This is a genomic window from Streptomyces sp. C36 (assembly GCF_040932295.1).
GTDB classification, from domain to species: domain Bacteria; phylum Actinomycetota; class Actinomycetes; order Streptomycetales; family Streptomycetaceae; genus Streptomyces; species Streptomyces triculaminicus.
Genome location: NZ_JBFQGI010000003.1, coordinates 386,243 through 407,556 on the forward strand (window position 1 = coordinate 386,243; position 21,314 = coordinate 407,556).

Here is a 21,314-nt window from a genome sequence, read left to right on the forward strand (position 1 = left end):
CCGGACCGCCCGGACCGCCCGGACCGCCCGGACCGCCCGGACCGCCCGGACCGCCCGAGCCCCCGGCCCCGGCTCCCCTCAGACCGTGACCTCCCGGCTCCACAGGTCCGCCGACGTCTCCCGGCGCACCAGCAGCCGCGCCCGGCCGCCGGCCACGGCGGCCACCGGCGGCCGCCCGACCAGGTTGTACGCCGAGGCCATCGACAGGTGGTACGCGCCGGAGGCGGGCACCGCGAGAACGTCCCCCGGGCGGATGTCGCCCGGCAGCTCCACGTCCTCCGCCAGCACGTCGCCCGCCTCGCAGTGGCGCCCCACCACCGTCACCGGCCGGGCCGGCAGCACCGAGGCGCGCCCCGCCAGGCGGACGGTGTAGCGCACCCCGTACAGCGCGGGGCGGGGGTTGTCGCTCATGCCGCCGTCCACGGCGACGAACGTCCGGCCGCCCGTGGACTTCACCGCCAGCACGCGGTACAGCGCCACCCCGGCCGGCCCCGCGATCCAGCGGCCCGGCTCCACGGTCAGTCGCGGTACCGGCAGGTCCGCGTGGGCGCACCGCAGCGCCAGTTCGGCGCTCACGCGGCGCGCGTACTCGCCCGGGTCGAGCGCCTCCTCGCCGTCGCGGTAGGCGATCGCGAAGCCGCCGCCCAGGTCCAGCTCGGGGAAGGTGAGCCCGTGGAGGTCGCGCAGGGCGGAGAGGAAGGGCACCAGGCGGCGTACGGCGGCGGTGTAGGGGTCGACGGAGGCGATCTGGGAGCCGAGGTGGCAGTGCAGGCCCATGAGTTCGAGGCGGGGCTGGCCCAGGACGCGGGCCACCGCGTCCGCCGCCTCGCCGCCGTCGAGGGACAGCCCGAACTTCTGGCCCTCGACCCCGGTCCGCACCGCCCGGTGCGCCCCGGCCTCGACGCCGGGCACCACCCGCACCAGCACCTTCTGCCGGGTGCCGGGCGGCACCAGCGCCACGAGCCGGGCGATCTCGCCGGTGCTGTCGATGACCACGCGGCCCACGCCCAGCCGCAGCGCGGTGCGCAGGTCGTCGGGGCTCTTGGCGTTGCCGTGCAGGATGACCCGCTCGACGGGGAACCCCGCGTGGGCGGCGAGTTCGAGCTCGCCGGCCGAGCAGACGTCGAGCCAGAGTCCCTCCTCCCGGACCCAGCGGATCATCGCCCGGGTCAGGAACGCCTTGCCGGCGTAGGCGACGCGGCCGTCCGGCAGGGCGGCGCGCCAGGCCCGGGCCCGCGCCCGGACCTCGTCCTCGTCGACGACGTAGCAGGGGGTGCCGAAGCGGTCGGCGAGCTCGGCGAGGGCGACCCCGCCCACCGCCAGGCCGCCCGAGGGCAGGACGCGGACGGAGGCGGGCCACACCGGGCCCGGGACGCTCTCCCCGGGCAGCGGCGGAAGGGCGGCGGGGACGGGGGCGGCCGCGGGGACGACGGGAAGGGACACGGTGATCTCCTTCGGGGGGATCGGCGGGGCGCGAGGAGTCAGCCGGGGAAGGCGGGCAGCACCGGCGGGGCGTCCTCGCCGGAGGGCCGCGCGGCCGGGGCGGTCAGCTGCGGGTCGACGCGCACCCGGCTGACGCCCAGCGGCGCGGCCAGGGCCCGTACGGCGGGCAGGGCGAGGCGGACGGAGGGCACGTCCCGGCCCAGGCAGTCGGTCAGCAGCCGCCGCGAGGTGAAGGCGACGGCCGTGCGGCCGCCGAGCGGGGTGCGGAAGACGCGCAGGACGAAGCCGCAGGGGCAGGGCCGGACGGGGACGTACAGCGTGTCCGCCCGGCCTGGATGGGAGGGTTCGCCGTCGTCGGCGGCGAGGAACTCGCGGCCGGGGGCGCCGGTCACGGCGGCGACGGCGGCGGCTTGCGCGGGGGTACGGCTCACATGCATGACGGTCCTCGGGAGGAGTCGGGTGATGCGTCGGTCACGCTATGCCCGGTCCGCGTCCGCTCGAGTGTCTCTTTGACAGCACGTTGACCCCGTACGCCGGACCCTTGACGGCCCGTTGACGGCCACGCCCCGTCAACCGCCCGGCACCGGAGGGGGAAAGCGCTGGTCAGGGCGGTGGCCCCGGGCATCGCCCGGTCCCCGCCGCCGTCCGCGCGCGGTGCGCGCCGGGGAGCGTACGCACATACGGACGGGGGTCCTCCTTCTTTGGGGCTGGCCCGGGACGGGATCACCGTCGCACGATGCTTACCGCAGCGGGTCGGCGGCGGCCCGGCAGTCTGGAGGAGACGTGAGGGCGACGAACCCGACCGGCACGACCGGTCAGGCGAGCGGATTCCGGGCGGCGCGGGACTTCCTGCTCGCCCACCGCGAGGACTACGACCGGGCCCGCGAGGGCTTCACCTGGCCACGGCCCGACCACTTCAACTGGGCGCTCGACTGGTTCGACGCGATCGCCCGCGACAACGGGCGCACCGCGCTGTGGATCGTGGAGGAGGACGGCAGCGAGGCCCGGCTGTCCTTCGACGAGCTGCGCCGCCGCTCCGACCGGGTCGCCAACTGGCTGCGCGAGCGGGGCGTACGGGCCGGGGACCGCGTCGTCGTCATGCTCGGCAACCAGACCGAACTGTGGGAGACCGCGCTCGCGGCGATGAAGCTGCGTGCCGTGGTCATCCCGGCGACCCCGCTGCTGGGCGCCGCCGACCTCGCCGACCGCATCGAACGCGGCCGCGCCGCCCATGTGATCGTACGGGCGGAGGACGCCGCCAAGTTCGCCGGCGTGCCCGGCGACTACACCCGCATCGCGGTCGGCGGTACGAGCGAGCCGGGCTGGCTGGCCTACGAGGAGTCGGCCGGGGCCGGCGAGGACTTCGCCCCCGACGGGCCGACCCGTGCCGACGAACCCCTGCTCCTCTACTTCACCTCCGGCACCACCGCACGGCCCAAGCTCGTCGAGCACACCCACACCTCGTACCCCATCGGTCACTTGACGACCATGTACTGGATCGGGCTGCGCCCGGGGGACGTCCACCTCAACATCTCCTCCCCGGGCTGGGCCAAGCACGCCTGGTCCAACCTCTTCGCCCCCTGGAACGCCGAGGCCACCGTCTTCGTCCACAACTACACCCGCTTCGACGCCGCCCGCCTCATGGCCGAGATGGACCGCTGCGGCGTCACGAGCTTCTGCGCCCCGCCCACCGTCTGGCGGATGCTCATCCAGGCCGACCTGGGCGCCCTGCGCACCCCGCCGCGCGAGGTGGTGGCCGCCGGCGAACCCCTCAACCCCGAGGTCGTCGAGGCCGTCCGGCGGTCCTGGGGGGTGGCCGTCCGCGACGGCTTCGGACAGACCGAGACCTCCGTCCAGGTCGCCAACCCGCCCGGCCAGCCCCTCAAGGCCGGTTCCATGGGCCGCCCCAGCCCCGGATTCCGCGTCGTCCTCCTCGACCCGCACACCGGCGAGCCCGCCGACGAGGGCGAGATCGCCCTCGCCCTCGCCGAGCGCCCCGTCGGCCTGATGACGGGCTACTCCGGCGACCCCGAGCGCACCGCCGAGGTGATGGCGGACGGCTACTACCGCACGGGTGACATCGGCCGGCGCGATGAAGACGGATATGTCTTCTACATCGGGCGGAGCGACGACGTCTTCAAGTCCAGCGACTACAAGATCTCGCCCTTCGAGCTCGAGAGCGCCCTCCTCGAGCACGAGGCCGTCGCCGAGGCCGCCGTCGTACCCGCCCCCGACCCGCTGCGGCTGTCCGTGCCCAAGGCCTACGTCGTCCTCGCCGAGGGCTGGGAGCCGGGCCCGGACACCGCCAAGGCCCTCTTCGCCCACTCGCGCGCCGTACTCGCCCCCTACAAGCGCGTCCGCCGCCTGGAGTTCGCCGAGCTGCCCAAGACCGTCTCCGGCAAGATCCGCCGCATCGAGCTGCGCGAGCGCACCGCGCAGGGTGGCGGCGACGAGTACCGAGAGGAAGACCACCGGTGAGCGCACTGTCCCCCTCCCACACCTCGGGCCCCACCGACACCCCGCTGCTCGAGCACACCATCGGCGCGGACCTGGCCCGCACCGTCGAGCGCTTCGCCGACCGCGAGGCCCTCGTCGACGTCCAGGGCGGCCGCCGCTGGACGTACGCCGAGTTCGGCGCGGCCGTGGCGGAGGTCGCCCTCGGGCTGCTCGCCAAGGGCGTGCGCAAGGGCGACCGGGTGGGCATCTGGGCCGTCAACTGTCCCGAGTGGGTGATGGTGCAGTACGCCACCGCCCGCATCGGCGCGATCATGGTCAACGTCAACCCCGCCTACCGCGTCCACGAACTGGCCTACGTCCTGCGGCAGGCCGGGATCGGCGTCCTGATCTCCTCCACGGAGTTCCGCACCAGCGACTACCGTCGCATGGTCGAGGAGGTGCGCGCCGACTGCCCGGACCTGCGCGACGTCGTCCACATCGACGACCCCGGCTGGGAGGAGCTCACCGCCCTCGGCGCCCGCACCGACCCCGCGCTGCTCACGGAGCGCGAGGCGCTGCTCGGCTGCGACGACCCGGTCAACATCCAGTACACCTCGGGCACCACGGGCTTCGCCAAGGGCGCCACCCTCTCCCACCGCAACATTCTCAACAACGGTTACTTCGTGGGGGAGCTGCTCGGCTACACCGAGGAGGACCGCATCGCCCTGCCCGTGCCCTTCTACCACTGCTTCGGCATGGTGATGGGCAACCTCGCCGCCACCTCGCACGGCGCCTGCGTGGTCGTCCCGGCCCCCGTGTTCGACCCCACCGCCACCCTCCATGCCGTCGAACGCGAGCGCTGCACCTCCCTCTACGGCGTCCCCACCATGTTCATCGCCGAGCTCGGCCTGCCCGACTTCGCCACCTACGACCTCTCCTCGCTGCGCACCGGCATCATGGCCGGCTCGCCCTGCCCGTCGGAGGTGATGAAGCGGGTCGTCGCGGAGATGCACATGTCGGAGGTCGCCATCTGCTACGGGATGACCGAGACCTCCCCGGTCTCCACCCAGACCCGCCGCGACGACGACCTCGACCGCCGCACCGGCACCGTCGGCCGGGTGCTGCCGCACATCGAGGTCAAGGTCGCCGACCCCGGCACGGGAACGCCCGCCGGGCGCGGTGAGACGGGGGAGCTGTGCACCCGCGGCTACTCGGTGATGCTCGGCTACTGGGACGAGCCCGAGCGCACCGCCGAGGCCGTCGACGCCGACGGCTGGATGCACACCGGCGACCTCGCGGTGATGGACGAGGACGGCTACGTACAGATCGTCGGCCGCATCAAGGACATGATCATCAGGGGCGGGGAGAACGTCTATCCGCGCGAGATCGAGGAGTTCCTCCATACCCACCCCAAGATCTCCGACGTCCAGGTCGTCGGCGTCCCCGACGAGAAGTACGGCGAGGAGATCATGGCCTGCGTCATCCTGGCCGACCCGGCCGACACCCTCACCCGGGACGAGCTCGCCCGCTACTGCCAAGGCCGCCTCGCGCACTACAAGGTGCCGCGCCACCTGCGGCTGATGGAGTCCTTCCCCATGACCGTCAGCGGCAAGGTGCGCAAGGTGGAGCTGCGGGAGGAGGCGGCGACGCTGCTGAGCCCCACGACGGTCGTGCCGCGCGCCTGACGGTCGTGCCGTGACCCCGGCCGGGGCGGTGGGGCGGCGGGGCGGTGGTACGCGTACGGGGCGGGTCCGTGTCGCGGCCCGCCCCGTCATCCCCCGTCGCGTCCCCCGTGCCCCCGTACCCCCCGTGCTGTTCCCCCGTGTCCCCCGTGGACGGGCCCGCGTTCCCCCGTGGTCCGCGGGCCCTGCGCCCAAGTCTGGGTCCGCCTGATACCAACTCGCCATAGAACAAGGCGTGTTCAGAGCAAGACTTGAGCTTGGCGCGGTGCGCCGGCCTCAGCCGCGGGCCCGCCCGGCCAGCGCGTCGGCCCATTCGTTCAGGGCCCGCGGGGTGCCGGTCAGGTCCATCACGAACAGCGGAAGCCGCAGGTCGTCGGCCCGGCACCGGGCGTCGGGGGCGTAGCCGGCCAGGGAGAAGCAGGCCGCGTCGGCGGAGTCCAGCAGGCCGTGCAGCCACAGGCATTCGATGTCGCGCAGCGTGGTGGGCAGGGTGGTCGGGTCGACGCGGGCCACGAGCCCGGTGGCCCGCAGGTCCACGCCGGTCGCGGCGGGGGCCGGGCAGGTGCCGGGGCGGCGGACGTCGGTGAAGCCGAGCCAGCGCACATAGCGCTCGGCCGCCATCACGGCGTCGCGCTCGGTGCGGATGGCGACGGGCCGGAAGACCGCGCGGGAGGCGGCCCGGCGGCGCGGCGCGGGTTCGTCCGCCGGCTCCCGCTCCGGCTCGCGCACCGGCTCGACCGGTAGGCGCACCACCGTGCCGCACGAGCAGCCGAACTCGGGCCGGGGCCACTGGCCCTGGCGGTCGCAGGACGGGCAGCGCACGGCCACCCAGGAGTCCCGCCAGGTGCGGTGTGCCAGTAACTCGGCCTCGGCCTCGGGAAGGACGGGCACGGTGAGCGGGGCGCCACAGGCGCAGGGGAAGGTGGGCGGGGTGAAGGAGTGCTCCCGGTGGCACGTGGGGCAGTGCACCGGCACGCTCTTGGCCATATTCGGCTCCAGCGAGTGGTCCGTAGGGGTGTGGGGTACCCCATCGTCCACGATGTGGGCGCGGCCCGGGAGCGAAACGCCAGAGCGCGAAGGCAGAGGTTCCGGGCGCCGGCGCCGGAGCGCGACGGGCGGTGGTGCCGGGGCGCGACGGGCGGTGGTGCCGCGCCGTCGCCCGGAGGCCGTCCGGGGCGCCCCCTCACGGAGGCGGCTCGAACTCCCGTACGGAATCGATGTCCTGGCCGTGCGGGGTGTTCGCCTCCCGTTCGATCATGATCTCGACCAGCGCCGGCCGGGACGTCGCCACGGCCTCCTTCCGCGCCCACTCGATGGCCGGCCGGATGCCCGCCGGATCGACCACGCGTCGCCCGGAGCAGCCGTAGGCGCGGGCGACGGCGACGTTGTCCGTGCCGAGCTCGTCGTAGTGGATGTCGACCTGGTAGTTCATGCCGTACCCGGCCGAGGCCTGCCGGATCAGGCCCAGGTACTGGTTGTTCAGCAGGATCAGGACGTACGGCACGGCGTACTGCGCCGCCACCGCCAGCTCCTCGACCAGGTACTGGAACCCGTAGTCACCGACGATGCCCACCACCTCGGTGTCGCCCCGGCCCATGCCCTGCAGCGCCTTCTTCACGCCGATCGCCGCCGGGATCTCCCAGCCGAGCGGCCCGGCCTGGCCGCACACCTGATAGTGCCGGGGCCGGTGGGCTTTCTGATGCTGGCCGCCCCAGATCTGGTAGAGGCCGATGGCGGTGACGAAGTAGGTGTCCTCGCCGAACGCCTCGTTGATCTCCTTGTAGACGCGCGGGGCCTTGACCGGCACGGTGTCGAAGTCCTCGCGGCGGGTGAGGGTGCGCTTGAGGTGACGGCAGCGCGTCAGCCAGGCCTCCGTCCGGGGCCGGGCGGCACGGGCGCGGGCCTGCGCCAGCAGGGCGGCGAGGAACAGCCGCGCGTCGGAGACCACGCCGAGGTCCGGCTCGATCACCCGGCCCAGCTGGGTGGGCTCGATGTCGACGTGGACGAACGTCCGCCCGCCCCGGTAGACGCCGGTGTCCGCGCCGGTGTGCCGGTCGCCGAAGCGGGCGCCCACCGCGAGGACGAAGTCCGCCTCCAGGAAGGAGGCGTTGGCGTACCGCTGCGAGGTCTGGATACCGGTGGTGCCCATGTGCAGCTCGTGGTCGTCCTCGATGACGCCCTTGCCCATGAGGGTGACCTGGAACGGCACCCGCAGGTACTCCACCAGTGCCCGCAGCTCGTCGGCCGCCTCGGCCAGGATCACCCCGCCCCCCGCGAGGACCAGTGGCCGCTCGGCCGCCAGCAACAGGTCCAGGGCCGCCGCCACGCGCGGCGGGTGCGGCGCCACGATCCGTACGGGCAAGGGCGCGTCCGTCGCCGCGTCGTAGCGGATCCCGCGCCTGCCGACGTCGAGCGGAATGTCGATCAGTACGGGCCCGGGGCGGCCCTCCCGCGCGGTGCGGAACGCCTCGCGGAACACCCAGGGGATCTGGGCCGCCTCCTTGACCTGCACGGCCCACTTGGTGACGGGCCGGGCCACGCCCACGATGTCGACCGCCTGGAACGCCTCCTGGTGCAGCTTGCCCGAGACGGCCTGGCCGGTGACGCACACCAGCGGTATGGAGTCGGCGAAGGCCGTGTACAGGCCGGTGACGAGGTTGGTGGCGCCGGGGCCCGAGGTGGCGACGGCCACGCCCACGCGGCCGTTGGTGCGCGCCCAGGCGTCGGCCATGTGCGCGGCTCCCTCCTCGTGCCGCACGATCAGGTGCTCGATGCCGCCCACGACCTCCATCGCCTTGTACAGCGGGAGGATCGCGGCGCCGGGGCAGCCGAAGGCGATGTCGACGCCCTCGTCCTTCATCACGCGGACCGCCGCCTCCATGGCCGGCATGGTGACGGCGGTCATGGCGTCACCGTTCCCGAGAGCCGTTCGACGCCGCGCAGCAGGGCGGAGTGGTCGAGTCCGCCGTCGCCCCGGGCACGGGCGGAGGCCACCAGCGTCGCCACGAGCGCCCCCAGCGGCAGTACGGCGCCCACCGCGCGGGCGGCCTCGGTGACGATGCCCATGTCCTTGTGGTGCAGCTCCACGCGGAAGCCGGGGGCGAACTCGCGGGCGAGGAAGTTGTGCCGCTTGCGGGTGAGCACGGCCGAGCCGGCGAGCCCGCCGGAGAGCACGTCGAGCGCGGCGGTGAGGTCCACGCCCGACTTCTCCAGGAAGACGACCGCCTCGGCGCAGGCCTGCAGGTTGGCGGCGACGATCAGCTGGTTGGCCGCCTTGACCGTCTGCCCGGCGCCGTGCGGGCCGCAGCGCACGACCGTCGTGCCCAGCGCCCCGAGCAGCGGCCTCGCCTCCTCGACGTCGTCCGGCTCCCCGCCGGCCATGACCGAGAGGGTGCCCTCGACGGCCCCCGCCTCGCCCCCCGAGACGGGCGCGTCGAGCACCCGTACGCCCCGGCGCGCGCCGGCCGCGGCGAGAGCGGTGGCCGTGGCGGGGGCGACCGTCGACATGTCGATGAGCAGAGTGCCGGGAGCGGCGTTGGCCAGCACGCCGTCGTCGCCGAGGGCGACCGCGGTGACCTGGGGGTCGGCCGGGAGCATGGTGACGACGACGTCCGCGCCGGCGACCGCCTCGCGCACCGAGCCGGCGGGCCTGCCGCCCGCGGCGGCCAGCCGTTCCAGCCGGTCCGCCTCGAGGGTGTGGCCGGTGACGGTGTACCCCGCCTTGAGGAGGTTCTCGGCCATGGGCGCGCCCATGATGCCGAGCCCGATCCAGGCGACGTGGGGGAGTGGCATGGGTGTCCTTCCCAGTGAGCGAGTGAAGGTGGGGCGGACGGGGTCAGTCGTCCGCGAGCCAGTCGAAGCTCCGCGCGCTGCCGCCGTCGCCGGGCCGGTACTCGAGCCCGACCCAGCCGTCGTATCCCGTCCGGCGCAGCCGTCCGAGCAGGCCGGGGACGTCGAGCCGGCCGGTCCCGGGGGCTCCGCGCCCCGGCGCGTCGGCGATCTGGACGTGCCCCGCCCGGCCGCCGTGGCGGTCGATGACCGTCGGCAGGTCCTCCTCACCCACGGCCAGGTGGTAAAGGTCCATCAGAAAGCGGCAGTTGCGCAGGCCCGTGGCCGCGTCGACCTTGTCCGCCACCGCGACGGCGTCTACGGCCCGGGTGAGCGGATAGCGCGGCGACTCCACGGCGTTGAGCGCCTCGACCAGTACGACCGCCCCCGCCCGGTCCGCGGCCCGCGCGGTGAACGCGAGGTTCTCCAGGGCGAGCGCGTCCTGGACCCCTGGCGGGATCCCGTCCACGCGGTTGCCGTACAGGGCGTTGAGCGCCCGGCAGCCGGTGGACCGGGCGAAGCCGACGGCGACGTCCACGTTGGCGCGGAAGCGCTCCGACTCCTCGCCCGGGACGGACAGCGCTCCCCGGTCGGGCCCGGGCAGGCGGCCGGCGTAGAAGTTGAGGGCGACCAGGCGCGTTCCGGCGTCCCGCAACGCCTCCCGCAGCTCGGCCAGTTCCTCCTCGGGCGGTACCGGCGTCGCGGGCCACGGCCACCACAGCTCCACCGCGGTGAAGCCGGCCGCCGCGGCGGCCGCCGGGCGGCGTACCAGCGGCAGTTCGGTGAAGAGCATCGAGAGGTTCACGGCGAAGCGGCGCATCCCACTCCCCATTACTTCCGTATGACGGAAAGTCAATTCCATTAAGAGGAAGGCTGCTCCCGTTCGGACAACCCTGTCAAGGCCCGGTACGTTGACCGCGTGCGATGGAGAGTGGAGTTCACGACCGAGCCCTTCGACCTCGACGAGCCCCCGCCCCACGCGGTGGCGGCCCGCGAGGCCGTACGCGGCGCGGACCTGGACGCCGTCGACGTCGGCCCGTTCGGCACGAGCGCCGAGGGGCGCGCCGACGCCGTGCTCGGCGCGGTGGACGGGCTGCTGCGCGCGGCCGTCGAGGCCGGCGCCACGCGGGTGTCGCTGCAGGTCAGCGTGATCGACGAGGTGGGCGCGGCGTGCACTGCGGTGGAGGACGGCGCGTGAGCGAGCATCCGTTCCGGGCCGCCGTCCGCCCGCTCGTCGACGCCCTGGGCGGACAGCTGCTCGAGCCGGAGCAGGCCGGCGCGGACGACGTCGTCCTGTCCTGGGAGGGCCGCGAGGTCGTGGCCGTACGCCTGCCCCACCTGGCCGACTCGCTCGACCGCATCCTGGCCGACCTCGAACGCCGCCACGGCATGCCGCTCGCCCGACTGGACCGCAAGGCCAAGCAGTCGGTCGTACGAAACCTGGAGGCGCGCGGCGCGTTCACGCTGCGCCACGGCGTCGAGACCGTCGCCGCGGCGCTCGGCGTCAGCCGCTTCACCGTCTACAACTACCTCAACCGGGAGAACGCGGAGTCGGGCGGCGCGACGCCCCGCCCGGAGGGCGCGTAGGCGGCGTCGGCGTCCCGTCGGGGCCGGGCGCCGTCCCCGGACCCTGGATTTCAACAAACTGTTGACGCGGCTTCCCCGCAGGGCGTTAGCTATGCGCATTCTCGTTTCCGAGCGCGTCCCCCCACGCGCCACGGAGGTTCCCGTGACTTCGAGTTCGACGCCGGGGCTCACCCGGTTCAACGCGGCCGAGGACGGCACGGCGCGGGCCGCACTGCACGACATCTGCGCGAGCGGCGCGTGGGCGCGGGAGATCCTCGCGCGGCGGCCCTACCGCGACGCCGAGGAACTGCTGACCGCCAGCGACGACGTCGTCGCCCGGCTCGGCCCGGCCGACCTCGCCGAGGCCATGGCCGCCCACCCGCCCATCGGACGGCCCACGCCCGGCGACCCGGTCTCCTCCCGCGAGCAGCGCGGCATGGCGGGCGCCCCCGCCGCCCTGCGGGCCGAGATGCTCGAACTCACCCTGGCCTACCAGGAGAAGTTCGGGCACGTCTTCCTCATCTGTGCCACCGGCCTCACCGCCGAACAGATGCGAGACGCCGTACGCCGCCGGATCGGCAACGCCCCGCACCACGAGCGCGAGATCGTCCGGCAGGAACTGGGCCGGATCAACCGCATCCGGCTGGCCCGCCTCGCCGTGACGCCCGCGACAACCTCCGCGACCACGCCCGCGACCGAAGGAGCCGCCCCGCCATGACCGCCGCCGCCACGGTCTCCACGCACGTCCTCGACACCGCCACGGGGCGCCCGTCCGGCGGCATCGATGTGGAGCTGTCCGTCCGCGACGGCGCGGCCGGGACGTGGTCCGTGCTCGCGGCGGGGCGGACCGACGCGGACGGGCGCTGCGCCGGCTTCCCCCCGCTGCCGCCCCCCGCCGACCGGGTGCGCCTGCGCTTCGACGTGGCGGCCCGCCGAGAACCTCCGGCCGGCGGCCCCGCCTTCTTCCCGGAGGTGGCGGTGACCTTCGCCGTCGCGCCCGGCGAGCACCATCACGTCCCCCTGCTGCTCAGCCCGTTCGGATACTCCGTATACCGAGGGAGTTAGCACGTGATCCTGGGTCAGAACCAGTACGGCAAGGCCGAGAACCGCGTCGTGAGGATCACCCGCGACGGCACCACCCACCACATCAAGGACCTCAACGTCAGCGTCGCCCTCTCCGGCGACATGGAGGACGTGCACCTCACCGGCTCCAACGCCGCCGTCCTGACCACCGACACCACCAAGAACACCGTCTTCGCCTTCGCCAAGGAGCACGGCATCGCCTCGGCCGAGGCGTTCGGCATCGCGCTCGCCCGGCACTTCGTCGCCGGCCGGCCGTCGATCCATACGGCCAGGATCCGCCTCGAGGAGTACGCCTGGGCGCGCATCGAGACGCCCGGCCCCCGGCGGCACTCGTTCGTCCGCGAGAACCACGAGACCCGCACCGCGCAGGTCACCTTCGACGGCACCGACTGGGAGATCGTCTCCGGGCTCAAGGACCTGGTGGTGCTGAACTCCACCGACTCGGAGTTCACGGGCTACATCAAGGACCGCTACACCACGCTCCCCGAGACGCGCGACCGCATCCTCGCCACCCGCGTCCAGGCGTGCTGGCGGCACGCCTCGGCCGACGCCGACTGGGACCCGGTCCACCGGCAGGCCCGCGAGCACCTCCTGGCCGCCTTCGCCGACACCTACTCCCTCTCCCTGCAGCAGACCCTCTACCGCATGGGCACGCGGGTCCTCGAGAACTGCCCCGGCATCGAGGAGATCCGCCTCTCCCTGCCCAACCAGCACCACTTCCTCGTGGACCTCGAACCCTTCGGGCTCACGAACGACAACGAGGTCTACCACGCGGCCGACCGCCCCTACGGGCTGATCGAGGCGACCATCCTGCGCGAGGGCGCCGAGCCCCGCATCCCGGCGGACATGACCACCCTCGCCTGACCGGCCCTCGCCCGGCCACCCTCGCCCGACCGCCCCACCGGACACGCCCCGAGGCCGACCCTCAAGGACCTAAGGACCTGGCGACCATGGCAGCACCCCCCTCACCGGACCGCACCGTCATCGAGAACTGCGCCATCGCCACCGTCGACGCCGCCGGCACCGAACACGCCTCGGGCCACATCGTCGTCAGCGGCCAGCTGCTCGAGTCCGTCGGCCCCGGGCCCGCCCCCGCGGACCTGGCCGGCGTCACCCGCCGCGTCGACGGCAGCGGTCACCTGGCCACCCCCGGGCTCGTCAACACCCATCACCACTTCTACCAATGGCTCACCAGGGGACTCGCCCGCGACAGCAACCTCTTCGACTGGCTCGTGGCCCTCTACCCCACCTGGGCCCGCATCGACGAGGCCATGGTCCACGCGGCCGCGCGCGGCTCCCTGGCCATGATGGTCCGCGGCGGCGTCACCACCGCCATGGACCACCACTACGTCTTCCCCCGGGGCGCGGGCGACCTCCTCGGCGCGGAGATCCGCGCCGCCCGCGAGATCGGCGTGCGGTTCAGCCCCACCCGTGGGTCCATGGACCGCGGCGAGTCGGCGGGCGGGCTGCCCCCGGACTTCGCCGTCGAGACCACCGAGGCCGCGCTCATCGCCACCGAGGAGGCCATCGACACCCACCACGACCCCTCCTTCGCCTCGATGCTGCGCGTCGGCGTCGCCCCCTGCTCGCCGTTCTCCGTCTCCACCGAGCTGTTGCGCGAGTCCGCCGTGCTCGCCCGCCGCAAGGGCGTACGGCTGCACACCCACGGCTCGGAGACGGTCGAGGAGGAGCGCTTCTGCGAGGAGCTGTTCGGCATGGGGCCGACGGACTACCTCGAGTCCACCGGCTGGCTCGGCGACGACGTGTGGATGGCCCACTGCGTCCATATGAGCGACGCCGACATCGACGCCTTCGCCCGTACGGGCACGGGCGTGGCGCACTGCCCCTCCTCCAACGCCCGCCTCGGCGCCGGCACCGCCCGCGTCCCCGCCATGCTGCGCGCCGGCGTCCCCGTGGGCCTCGGCGTCGACGGCACCGCCTCCAACGAGTCCGGCGAACTCCACACCGAACTGCGCAACGCCCTCCTCGTCCACCGCCTCGCCGGCGGCGCGACGGCCCTCGGCGTCCGGCAGGCGCTGCGGCTGGGAACGTACGGCGGCGCCCAGGTCCTGGGCCGGGCCGCCGAGACCGGCTCGCTCGAAGCGGGCAAGCTCGCCGACCTGGTGCTGTGGAAGCTCGACGGGCTCGGTCACTCCACCATCGCCGACCCCGTCGCCGCCCTCGTCCTCGGCCCGCCCGCGCCCGTCACCCTCTCCCTCGTCGGCGGCAGACCCGTCGTCGAGCACGGCCGGCTCGTCACCGCCGACGAGGAGGCCATCGCCCGCGAGGCCCGCGCCGAGGCCCGCCGCCTCGCGCGGCTCGCGGACGGCGCCGGCTGACGGCCCGGAGCCGGCCGCCACGGACCCGCCGGGAGGGACGGCTCCCGGCCGGGGCCGGGCCGGGGCGCGGCACCGCCCGTGCCCCGGCCCTTCGCCCTCCCACTCCCACCGATCAGGAGGAACCGCTGTGGCCGTAGTGCCCGGGCCCGCCCGGCACCCCGCCGACGCGCCGGAACCGGCGGGGAACGACAGGCACCCCGTGGACCGGCTGCCCGGCCCCGGCAAGCTGCTCGCCGGCGGCTTCCAGCACCTGGTCGCCGCGTACGCAGGCGTGGTCGCGCCGCCCCTCGTGGTCGGTGCGTACGTCGGGCTCTCCCCGGCCGGGCTCACCTTCCTCGTGGGCGCGAGCCTGTTCACCGCGGGCATCGCCACCCTGCTGCAGACGATCGGCTTCTGGCGGGTCGGCGCCAGGATGCCGTTCGTCAACGGCGTCTCCTTCGCGGGCGTCGCGCCGATGCTCGCCGTCGCCGACGCCCAGGGAGACCGGCGCGACGCCCTGCCCGTCATCTACGGGGCCGTCATCGTCGCGGGCGTGCTGGGCTTCCTGCTCGCCCCCGCCTTCTGCCGGCTCGTCCGCTTCTTCCCACCCGTCGTCAGCGGAACCGTCATCACCCTGATCGGCATCACCCTCCTGCCCGTCTCCTTCGGCTGGATCCAGGGCGGCCACCCCGAGCGGCCCGCCGCCCCCGTCGACCTGGCCCTGGCGGCGGCGACCCTGGCGATCGTGCTGCTCCTGCGCAGGCTGCTGCGGGGCTTCCTGCGGCAGATCGCCATCCTGCTCGGTCTCGTCGCCGGTACCCTGCTCGCCCTGCCGGCCGGGGCCGTCGACACCACCGCCACCCGCCACGCCGCCCTCGCCGGCTTCCCCACCCCCTTCCACTTCGGCACCCCGCACATCGAGGCGGCGCCGGTGGTCTCCATGTGCGTGCTGATGCTGGTCTGCATGACCGAGAGCACCGCCGACATGCTGGCGCTGGGCGCCATCGTGGGACGCGAGGCGGACGAGAAGGTCATCGCGGCGGGGCTGCGCGCCGACACGCTCGGCACGGCCGTCAGCCCGCTCTTCAACGGCTTCGCCAACAGCGCCTTCGCCCAGAACATCGGCCTCGTCGCCGTCACCGGGGTGCGCAGCCGCTTCACCGTCGCCGCCTGCGGGCTGATGTTCGTCCTGCTGGGCCTGAGCCCGGCCTTCGCCTCGCTGATCGCGCTGGTGCCGCAGCCGGTCCTCGGCGGTGCGGGCATCGTGCTGTTCGGCACGGTCGCCGCCAGCGGCATCGGCGTGCTGCGCACGGCGGGGCTCGAGCGCGGCGACAATCTGCTGATCGCCGCGACCGCCCTGGGCGTGGGCATGATCCCGGTGGTCTCCAGGACCTTCTACGACGGCGCCGGGATCCCCGCGACGCTGAAGGTCGTCCTGGACTCGGGCGTCAGCGCCGGCTGCCTGACGGCGGTCCTGCTCAACCTCGCCTTCAACCACCTCGGCGGCGGTGGCCGGTCCGAGCGTGGCGACTAGGGACGAGTGACGCATTGCGCGACAATCTCCCCCGAATCGCTCGTAGGTGTGAGAGCGCTCGAAGGTGTGAGAGAGGGCCGCCGCGTGGACCAGCAAGCCGAGGAGGAGCCGGCCCGCGAGGAACCCGAAGGCAGACGCGCCTTCGTCTTCCCCAGCGCGCTGACGGTCCTCGCCGCGGTGACCGTCGTCGTCTGGATCCTCACCTTCGTCATCCCCTCCGGCTCCTACCGCCGCACCCCCGACGGCGACCCGATCCAGGGCACCTACCACCGCGAGCCCGCCCCCGGAGGCTTCCTCCACCGCCTCGGTGACCTCTTCCTCGCCCCCGTCAACGGCCTCTACGGCGTGCGGGACGCGAAGACCGGCGAGGTGGCGCCGGACGCCCTCGGCACGCTCTACGGCAGCGCCGGGGTCTTCCTCTTCGTGCTGGCCATCGGCGCGTTCATCACCGTGGTCTTCGCCACCGGCGCCCTGGACCGGGGCATCGAACGGCTGGCCCACCGGCTGCGCGAGCGCGGGGCGCTGCTCATCGCCGGCGTGATGACGGTCTTCTCGCTGCTGGGCACCGTGGAGGGGTTCGCCGAGGAGACACTGGGCTTCTACGGGCTGCTCGTCCCGCTGATGCTGGCGCTCGGCTACGACCGCATGGTCGCCACCGGCACCATCATCCTCGGCGCGGGCGTCGGCGTGCTCGCCTCCACCGTCAACCCCTTCGCCACCGGCGTCGCCTCCTCCGCCGCCGGCATCTCGATCGGCGACGGCATCGCCCTGCGCTTCGCGATGTGGGTGGTGCTCACCGCCGTCACCATCGGCTACGTCGTCCGGTACGCCCACCGGGTGCGCGCCGCCCCGGAGCGCTCGCTGGTGGGCTTCCTCGAGGGCGACCGCGAGCTCGCCGCCAAGGCGGCCGAACCGCCGGAGCTCACCGGGCTGCAGAAGGGGGTGCTCGTCCTCGTCACCCTGGTCTTCACCTTCATGATCTTCTCGGTGATCCCCTGGGCGAGCGCGCTCTCGGGCCGGTCCGACGCCGTGCCCTACGACTGGGAACTGGGCTGGTCCTTCGCTCAGTTGGCCGCGCTGTTCATCGTCGCGGCCGTGCTCGTCGGGCTCGTCGCCCACCTGGGCGAGCAGAAGCTGAGCGCCACGATCATTCAGGGCGCCGCCGACTTCATCGCCCCCGCGCTGGTGATCGTCCTCGCCCGGGGCGTCACCGTCATCATGACGAACGCCAAGGTCATCGACACCGTGCTGCACGCCGTCGAGGGCGTGGTCTCGGGCACGCCGCCGGTGGCGTTCGCGGTCCTCGTCTTCATCGTGAACCTGCCGCTGGCCTTCCTGATCCCCTCCACCTCCGGCCACGCGACGCTGGCGATGCCGATCCTCGCCCCGCTCGCGGACTTCGCCGGCGTCTCCCGGGCGGTGGCGGTCACCGCCTGGCAGTCGGCGAGCGGCTGGATGAACCTGTGGGTGCCCACGACCGCCGTCGTGGTCGGCGGGGTGTCGCTGGCGAAGGTCGGCTACGACCGCTATCTGCGGTTCGTCTGGCCGCTGCTGGCCCTCCTGGCCGTGCTCATCTGCGGCTTCCTGGCGCTGGGCGCGGCCCTCGGCTGACGGGGGAGGGCCGCGCCCGGGCGCCGCCGCCGCTTCGGGCCGGCGGCTCGGGCGTCAGTCCAGCAGCTCGTACGCCGGCAGCGTCAGGAAGTCCGCGTAGTCCTCATCGAGCGCCACCCTCAGCAGCAGGTCGTGGGCCTCCTGCCAGCCGCCGGGCTCCGCGCGGACGGCGGCGAGCTCCTCGGCCGCCACCTCGCGCACGAGTGACGCGGTGACCTGCCGGCCGTCCTCGAGGACGACGCCGGCGTCGACCCACTGCCACAGCTGCGAACGGGAGATCTCCGCCGTGGCCGCGTCCTCCATGAGGCCGAAGATGGCCACCGCGCCCACCCCCCGCAGCCACGCCTCGATGTAGCGCAGGGCGACCTGGACGGCGTTGCGCAGCCCCTCGTACGTCGGCCTCGCCTCGAGGGTGTCCACGGCGACGAGCTGATCCGCCGTCACCCGCACGTCCTCGCGCAGCCGGTGCTTCTGGTGCGGGCGGTCGCCGAGGACGGCGTCGAAGCAGGCCCGGGCGACCGGCACCAGGTCGGGGTGGGCGACCCAGGAACCGTCGAAACCGTCGGCCGCCTCGCGGTCCTTGTCGGCCCGGACCTTCGCCAGCGCGGCCTCGTTGGCCTCGGGATCCTTACGGGAGGGGATGAACGCCGCCATGCCGCCGATCGCGTGCGCCCCGCGCCGGTGGCAGGTGCGCACGAGCAGTTCGGTGTACGCGCGCATGAACGGCGCGGTCATGGTGATGGCGTTGCGGTCGGGCAGGAGGAACTTCTCGCCGCCGTCACGGAAGTTCTTGACGATGGAGAAGAGGTAGTCCCAGCGTCCGGCGTTGAGCCCCGAGGCGTGCTCGCGCAGCTCGTGGAGGATCTCCTCCATCTCGTACGCGGCCGTGATGGTCTCGATGAGGACCGTGGCGCGGACGGTGCCCCGGGGGATGCCGAGGTGGTCCTGGGCGAAGACGAACACGTCGTTCCACAGCCGGGCCTCGAGGTGCGACTCGGTCTTGGGGAGGTAGAAGTAGGGGCCCTTGCCCAGCTCGAGCAGCCGCCGGGCGTTGTGGAGGAAGTAGAGGCCGAAGTCGGTCAGGGCGCCGGGGACGGGACGGCCGTCGACGGTCAGGTGACGCTCGTCGAGATGCCAGCCGCGCGGCCGCATCACGACGGTGGCGAGCTCCCCGGCCGGCCGGAGCGCGTACGCCTTGCCCTCGGGGGTGGTGAAGTCGATGCGGCGCGCGTAGGCGTCGATCAGGTTGAGCTGGCCGTGGACGACGTTGTGCCAGGTGGGCGCGGAGGCGTCCTCGAAGTCGGCGAGCCAGACGCGGGCGCCGGAGTTGAGGGCGTTGACGGTCATCTTCCGGTCGTCGGCGGGCCCGGTGATCTCCACCCGCCGGTCCTCGAGCGCGGCGGGCGCGGGCGCCACCCGCCAGTCGGGGTCCTCGCGGACGGCGGCGGTCCGGGGGAGGAAGTCCAGGGTGCCGGTGCGGGCGATCTCCGCTCGGCGGGCGGCCCGGCGGGCGAGCAACTCGTCGCGGCGCGGGGTGAACCGGCGGTGCAGGGCGGCGAGGAAGGCGAGCGCCTCCTCGGTCAGCACCTCTTCCTGCCGTTCCACGGGCCGGGCGCGGACGACGGCCGGCGAGGACGGCGTGGGTGCGGACATGGGCGGTCACTCCTCTTCAGCGGGCGGGCATGAGGGCGGCACATGCCGAACTGACCTTGTGGAGAATAGTTTTCTCATCGTGGAAGTTCAATGGCGCGCTGTTCCCGCGGCATTCCCCAGCGGCCCGTCATTCCAGCAGCGCGAGATCGTCCGGGGTGTCCACGTCGTCGGGCGCCGCCACGTCCGAGCACTCCACGAGCCGTACGGCCGCGGCGTGCCGGCGCAGATACGCACGGGCCCCCAGATCGCCCTCGGCCGCCGACGCCACGCCCGCCCAGTGCTCCCGCCCCAGCAGCACCGGATGCCCCCGCTCGCCCCCGTAGGCCGCCGCCGCGAGGCTCGCCCCGGCCCGGTGCGCGGCCAGCACGCGCGCGACGGCCGCCGCGCCCACGCGCGGCTGGTCGACCAGCGCGACCACCGCCGCCGAGACGCCCGGGACCGCCACCAGCGAGGCGAGCCCGGCCCGCAGCGACGACCCCATGCCCCGCTCCCAGTGCGGGTTGTCCACGAGCACCCGGTCCGCCGCCGGCGGCCCGAGCCGGGCCCGCGCCTCGGCCGCGCCCGCGCCCAGCACCACGTGCACCGGCCCGCAGCCGCCCTCGGACAACTGTCGTATCGCGTGCTCCAACAGCAGGCCGCCCCGGTGCGCCAGGAGCGCCTTGGGGCGCCCGCCGAGCCGCCGCCCTCCGCCGGCCGCCAGCAACAGCCCCGCCACGCACGCCTGTTTCGCACCCGTGTCCGCCGTTCGCGCCATAGCCCCTGCATACCGCATACCTGGGCGGATGTGCGCCGGACGTCAGTTCGTCACTCGTACGTGAACGCTCGGCCTGAATTTCGCTGTGCGTGTGGCGCGTCGCACGGAAACTGGCGTTAACTGATCCGCGCGAGCGAGTGCGGGAGGGGGACAAGTCGTGGCGGAAGGCGCCGTAGTGGTGGAAGAGGAGCGAACGGGACGTTTCGGCGAGGAGACGGACCCGAGAATCGACGAGCTGGGCGCCGCCGTGTCCCGGCTGCGCCGCGAGCTGGCCGGGCACCCCGCCCCCTTACCGGACCGGGACGCCGCCGAGGACGAGCTGGCCGCCCTGGACGCCATGGTCCGCGCCGGCGCCCCCGACGTCTCCCGGCTGCGCCGCTCCCTGCTGCTGGTGGCGGGCGCCGTGGGCTCGGTCAGCGCCCTGGCCCCCGCGCTCGGCGCCGTCCGCGCCGCCGTCGACCGCTTCGGCGGTCTCCCGGACGCCCCGCCGGCCGCACGACCCGAGGGCGCGGCGGAGCCGGACGTGGCGGACGTGCCGCGCCCCCGCGAGGGCTGAAACCCCCGCCGGGGCGGTGATCAGGCGATCAGGCGGTGACGGTGGTGGCGGCCAGCGACTTCGAGAGCTCCGCGGCCACGACCTGCAGCAGTGGGACGATGCGTTCCGTGGCGGCCTCGGTGACCCGGCCCGACGGACCCGAGATCGAGATGGCCGCCGACGTGGGCGAGTCGGGCACCGGCACCGCGAGGCAGCGGACGCCGATCTCCTGCTCGTTGTCGTCCATCGCGAAGCCCGACTCGCGCACCCGCGCCAGCTCCGCGAGGAAGCCGTCGGGCGTAGTGATCGTCTTCTCGGTCGCGGCCGGCATGCCCGTGCGCGCCAGCAGTGCGCGGACCTCGTCGTCGGCGGACTGGGCGAGCAGCGCCTTGCCGACGCCCGTGGTGTGCGGCAGCACGCGCCGCCCGACCTCGGTGAACATCCGCACCGAGTGGCGCGAGGGCACCTGCGCCACGTACACGACCTCGTCGCCGTCGAGCAGCGCCATGTTCGCGGTCTCGCCGGTCTCCTCGACCAGGCGGGCCAGGTGCGGGCGGGCCCAGGTGCCCAGCAGCCGGGCCGAGCTCTCGCCGAGCCGGATCAGCCGGGGTCCGAGGGCGTACCGGCGGTTGGGCTGCTGCCGTACGTATCCGCAGGCCACCAGCGTGCGCATCAGGCGGTGAATGGTGGGCAGCGGCAGGCCGCTGCTGGCGGACAGCTCGCTGAGTCCGACTTCACCGCCCGCGTCGGCCATCCGCTCGAGCAGGTCGAAGGCACGCTCGAGGGACTGGACGCCGCCACTGCTTGCGGCGGTTCGGGGCTCGGCGGACGAGGGCACGGCGCTCCTTCCGGGGTGGGGGGTGGCAGCAGC

The 21,314-nt window shown here is 74.0% G+C and carries 20 protein-coding genes; 11 read left to right on the forward strand and 9 right to left on the reverse strand.

The window, feature by feature from the left end:
- Positions 1–78: 78 nt before the first annotated feature.
- A complete protein-coding gene (lysA, locus tag AB4K12_RS11525) occupies positions 79–1,362 on the reverse strand; it encodes a diaminopimelate decarboxylase (protein ID WP_368434439.1) in 1,284 nt (427 codons plus the stop codon).
- Between the two features lie 119 nt (positions 1,363–1,481).
- Positions 1,482–1,874: an SAV_915 family protein gene (locus AB4K12_RS11530; RefSeq protein ID WP_368434119.1), complete on the reverse strand. Its 393-nt coding sequence runs from the start codon at positions 1,872–1,874 to the stop codon at positions 1,482–1,484.
- Between the two features lie 352 nt (positions 1,875–2,226).
- Between AB4K12_RS11530 and AB4K12_RS11535 the strand changes: the two genes are divergently transcribed.
- Together AB4K12_RS11535 and AB4K12_RS11540 are read left to right on the forward strand one after the other, a co-directional pair.
- Positions 2,227–3,921, forward strand: coding sequence for an AMP-binding protein (locus AB4K12_RS11535; protein WP_368434120.1), 1,695 nt, complete (start codon positions 2,227–2,229; stop codon positions 3,919–3,921).
- Positions 3,918–5,564, forward strand: coding sequence for an AMP-binding protein (locus tag AB4K12_RS11540; protein WP_368434121.1), 1,647 nt, complete (start codon positions 3,918–3,920; stop codon positions 5,562–5,564). Before AB4K12_RS11535 ends, AB4K12_RS11540 begins: the two co-directional genes overlap by 4 nt.
- 273 nt (positions 5,565–5,837) lie before the next feature.
- On the opposite strand, the gene AB4K12_RS11545 is transcribed toward AB4K12_RS11540, so the two are convergent.
- The 4 genes from AB4K12_RS11545 to AB4K12_RS11560 form a co-directional block, all read right to left on the reverse strand.
- Complete coding sequence (locus tag AB4K12_RS11545; protein WP_362249959.1) at positions 5,838–6,548, reverse strand: hypothetical protein; 711 nt, start codon at positions 6,546–6,548, stop codon at positions 5,838–5,840.
- A gap of 196 nt (positions 6,549–6,744) precedes the next feature.
- Positions 6,745–8,466, reverse strand: coding sequence for a glyoxylate carboligase (gene gcl, locus AB4K12_RS11550; RefSeq protein ID WP_368434122.1), 1,722 nt, complete (start codon positions 8,464–8,466; stop codon positions 6,745–6,747).
- Positions 8,463–9,353 (reverse strand): 2-hydroxy-3-oxopropionate reductase, encoded by an 891-nt coding sequence (locus AB4K12_RS11555; RefSeq protein WP_368434123.1) that lies wholly within the window; start codon positions 9,351–9,353, stop codon positions 8,463–8,465. The genes gcl and AB4K12_RS11555 overlap by 4 nt, the downstream gene beginning before the upstream one ends.
- 43 nt (positions 9,354–9,396) lie before the next feature.
- Positions 9,397–10,221, reverse strand: a complete 825-nt coding sequence (locus tag AB4K12_RS11560) for a TIM barrel protein (protein WP_368434124.1) — start codon at positions 10,219–10,221, stop codon at positions 9,397–9,399.
- Positions 10,222–10,308: 87 nt separating this feature from the next.
- Here AB4K12_RS11560 and AB4K12_RS11565 point away from each other — a divergent pair, with 87 nt between their 5' ends.
- The 8 genes from AB4K12_RS11565 (at position 10,309) to AB4K12_RS11600 (ending at position 17,501) form a co-directional block, all read left to right on the forward strand.
- Positions 10,309–10,587, forward strand: coding sequence for a hypothetical protein (locus tag AB4K12_RS11565; protein WP_368434125.1), 279 nt, complete (start codon positions 10,309–10,311; stop codon positions 10,585–10,587).
- Positions 10,584–10,976: a helix-turn-helix domain-containing protein gene (locus AB4K12_RS11570; protein ID WP_368434126.1), complete on the forward strand. Its 393-nt coding sequence runs from the start codon at positions 10,584–10,586 to the stop codon at positions 10,974–10,976. Before AB4K12_RS11565 ends, AB4K12_RS11570 begins: the two co-directional genes overlap by 4 nt.
- 142 nt (positions 10,977–11,118) lie before the next feature.
- On the forward strand, positions 11,119–11,673 hold the full coding sequence (gene uraD / locus AB4K12_RS11575; protein ID WP_368434127.1) for a 2-oxo-4-hydroxy-4-carboxy-5-ureidoimidazoline decarboxylase: 555 nt from the start codon (positions 11,119–11,121) through the stop codon (positions 11,671–11,673).
- Positions 11,670–12,020, forward strand: a complete 351-nt coding sequence (gene uraH, locus AB4K12_RS11580; RefSeq protein ID WP_368434128.1) for a hydroxyisourate hydrolase — start codon at positions 11,670–11,672, stop codon at positions 12,018–12,020. Before uraD ends, uraH begins: the two co-directional genes overlap by 4 nt.
- A gap of 3 nt (positions 12,021–12,023) precedes the next feature.
- Positions 12,024–12,902 carry a factor-independent urate hydroxylase gene (gene pucL, locus AB4K12_RS11585; protein ID WP_368434129.1) on the forward strand — a complete coding sequence of 293 codons (879 nt, stop codon included), beginning with the start codon at positions 12,024–12,026 and terminating at the stop codon, positions 12,900–12,902.
- An 86-nt stretch (positions 12,903–12,988) separates the two neighbouring features.
- Positions 12,989–14,377, forward strand: coding sequence for an 8-oxoguanine deaminase (locus AB4K12_RS11590; protein WP_368434130.1), 1,389 nt, complete (start codon positions 12,989–12,991; stop codon positions 14,375–14,377).
- Positions 14,378–14,513: 136 nt separating this feature from the next.
- The gene (locus tag AB4K12_RS11595; protein WP_368434440.1) at positions 14,514–15,890 is read left to right on the forward strand and encodes a nucleobase:cation symporter-2 family protein; all 1,377 of its coding nucleotides are present in this window, start codon (positions 14,514–14,516) and stop codon (positions 15,888–15,890) included.
- Between the two features lie 84 nt (positions 15,891–15,974).
- Positions 15,975–17,501 carry a YfcC family protein gene (locus tag AB4K12_RS11600; protein WP_368434131.1) on the forward strand — a complete coding sequence of 509 codons (1,527 nt, stop codon included), beginning with the start codon at positions 15,975–15,977 and terminating at the stop codon, positions 17,499–17,501.
- Positions 17,502–17,555: 54 nt separating this feature from the next.
- Here the strand turns inward: AB4K12_RS11600 and aceB are convergent, their stop codons facing one another.
- Together aceB and AB4K12_RS11610 are read right to left on the reverse strand one after the other, a co-directional pair.
- Positions 17,556–19,154 carry a malate synthase A gene (aceB, locus tag AB4K12_RS11605; RefSeq protein ID WP_368434132.1) on the reverse strand — a complete coding sequence of 533 codons (1,599 nt, stop codon included), beginning with the start codon at positions 19,152–19,154 and terminating at the stop codon, positions 17,556–17,558.
- A 127-nt stretch (positions 19,155–19,281) separates the two neighbouring features.
- Positions 19,282–19,908 carry an NTP transferase domain-containing protein gene (locus AB4K12_RS11610; protein ID WP_368434133.1) on the reverse strand — a complete coding sequence of 209 codons (627 nt, stop codon included), beginning with the start codon at positions 19,906–19,908 and terminating at the stop codon, positions 19,282–19,284.
- 175 nt (positions 19,909–20,083) lie between these two features.
- On the opposite strand from AB4K12_RS11610, the gene AB4K12_RS11615 reads away from it, so the two are divergent.
- On the forward strand, positions 20,084–20,464 hold the full coding sequence (locus tag AB4K12_RS11615) for a DUF5955 family protein (RefSeq protein WP_368434441.1): 381 nt from the start codon (positions 20,084–20,086) through the stop codon (positions 20,462–20,464).
- A 28-nt stretch (positions 20,465–20,492) separates the two neighbouring features.
- Here AB4K12_RS11615 and AB4K12_RS11620 read toward each other — a convergent pair whose 3' ends face one another.
- The gene (locus AB4K12_RS11620) at positions 20,493–21,281 is read right to left on the reverse strand and encodes an IclR family transcriptional regulator (RefSeq protein ID WP_368434134.1); all 789 of its coding nucleotides are present in this window, start codon (positions 21,279–21,281) and stop codon (positions 20,493–20,495) included.
- Positions 21,282–21,314: the final 33 nt, after the last annotated feature.

Coding starts and splice junctions, on each gene's coding strand:
- AB4K12_RS11590 (WP_368434130.1), top strand. CDS start 12,989: ATGGCAGCACCCCCCTCACCGGACCGCACCGTCATCGAGAACTGCGCC.
- AB4K12_RS11545 (WP_362249959.1), bottom strand. CDS start 6,548: ATGGCCAAGAGCGTGCCGGTGCACTGCCCCACGTGCCACCGGGAGCAC.
- AB4K12_RS11555 (WP_368434123.1), bottom strand. CDS start 9,353: ATGCCACTCCCCCACGTCGCCTGGATCGGGCTCGGCATCATGGGCGCG.
- AB4K12_RS11560 (WP_368434124.1), bottom strand. CDS start 10,221: ATGGGGAGTGGGATGCGCCGCTTCGCCGTGAACCTCTCGATGCTCTTC.
- AB4K12_RS11610 (WP_368434133.1), bottom strand. CDS start 19,908: ATGGCGCGAACGGCGGACACGGGTGCGAAACAGGCGTGCGTGGCGGGG.
- aceB (WP_368434132.1), bottom strand. CDS start 19,154: ATGTCCGCACCCACGCCGTCCTCGCCGGCCGTCGTCCGCGCCCGGCCC.
- gcl (WP_368434122.1), bottom strand. CDS start 8,466: ATGACCGCCGTCACCATGCCGGCCATGGAGGCGGCGGTCCGCGTGATG.
- uraH (WP_368434128.1), top strand. CDS start 11,670: ATGACCGCCGCCGCCACGGTCTCCACGCACGTCCTCGACACCGCCACG.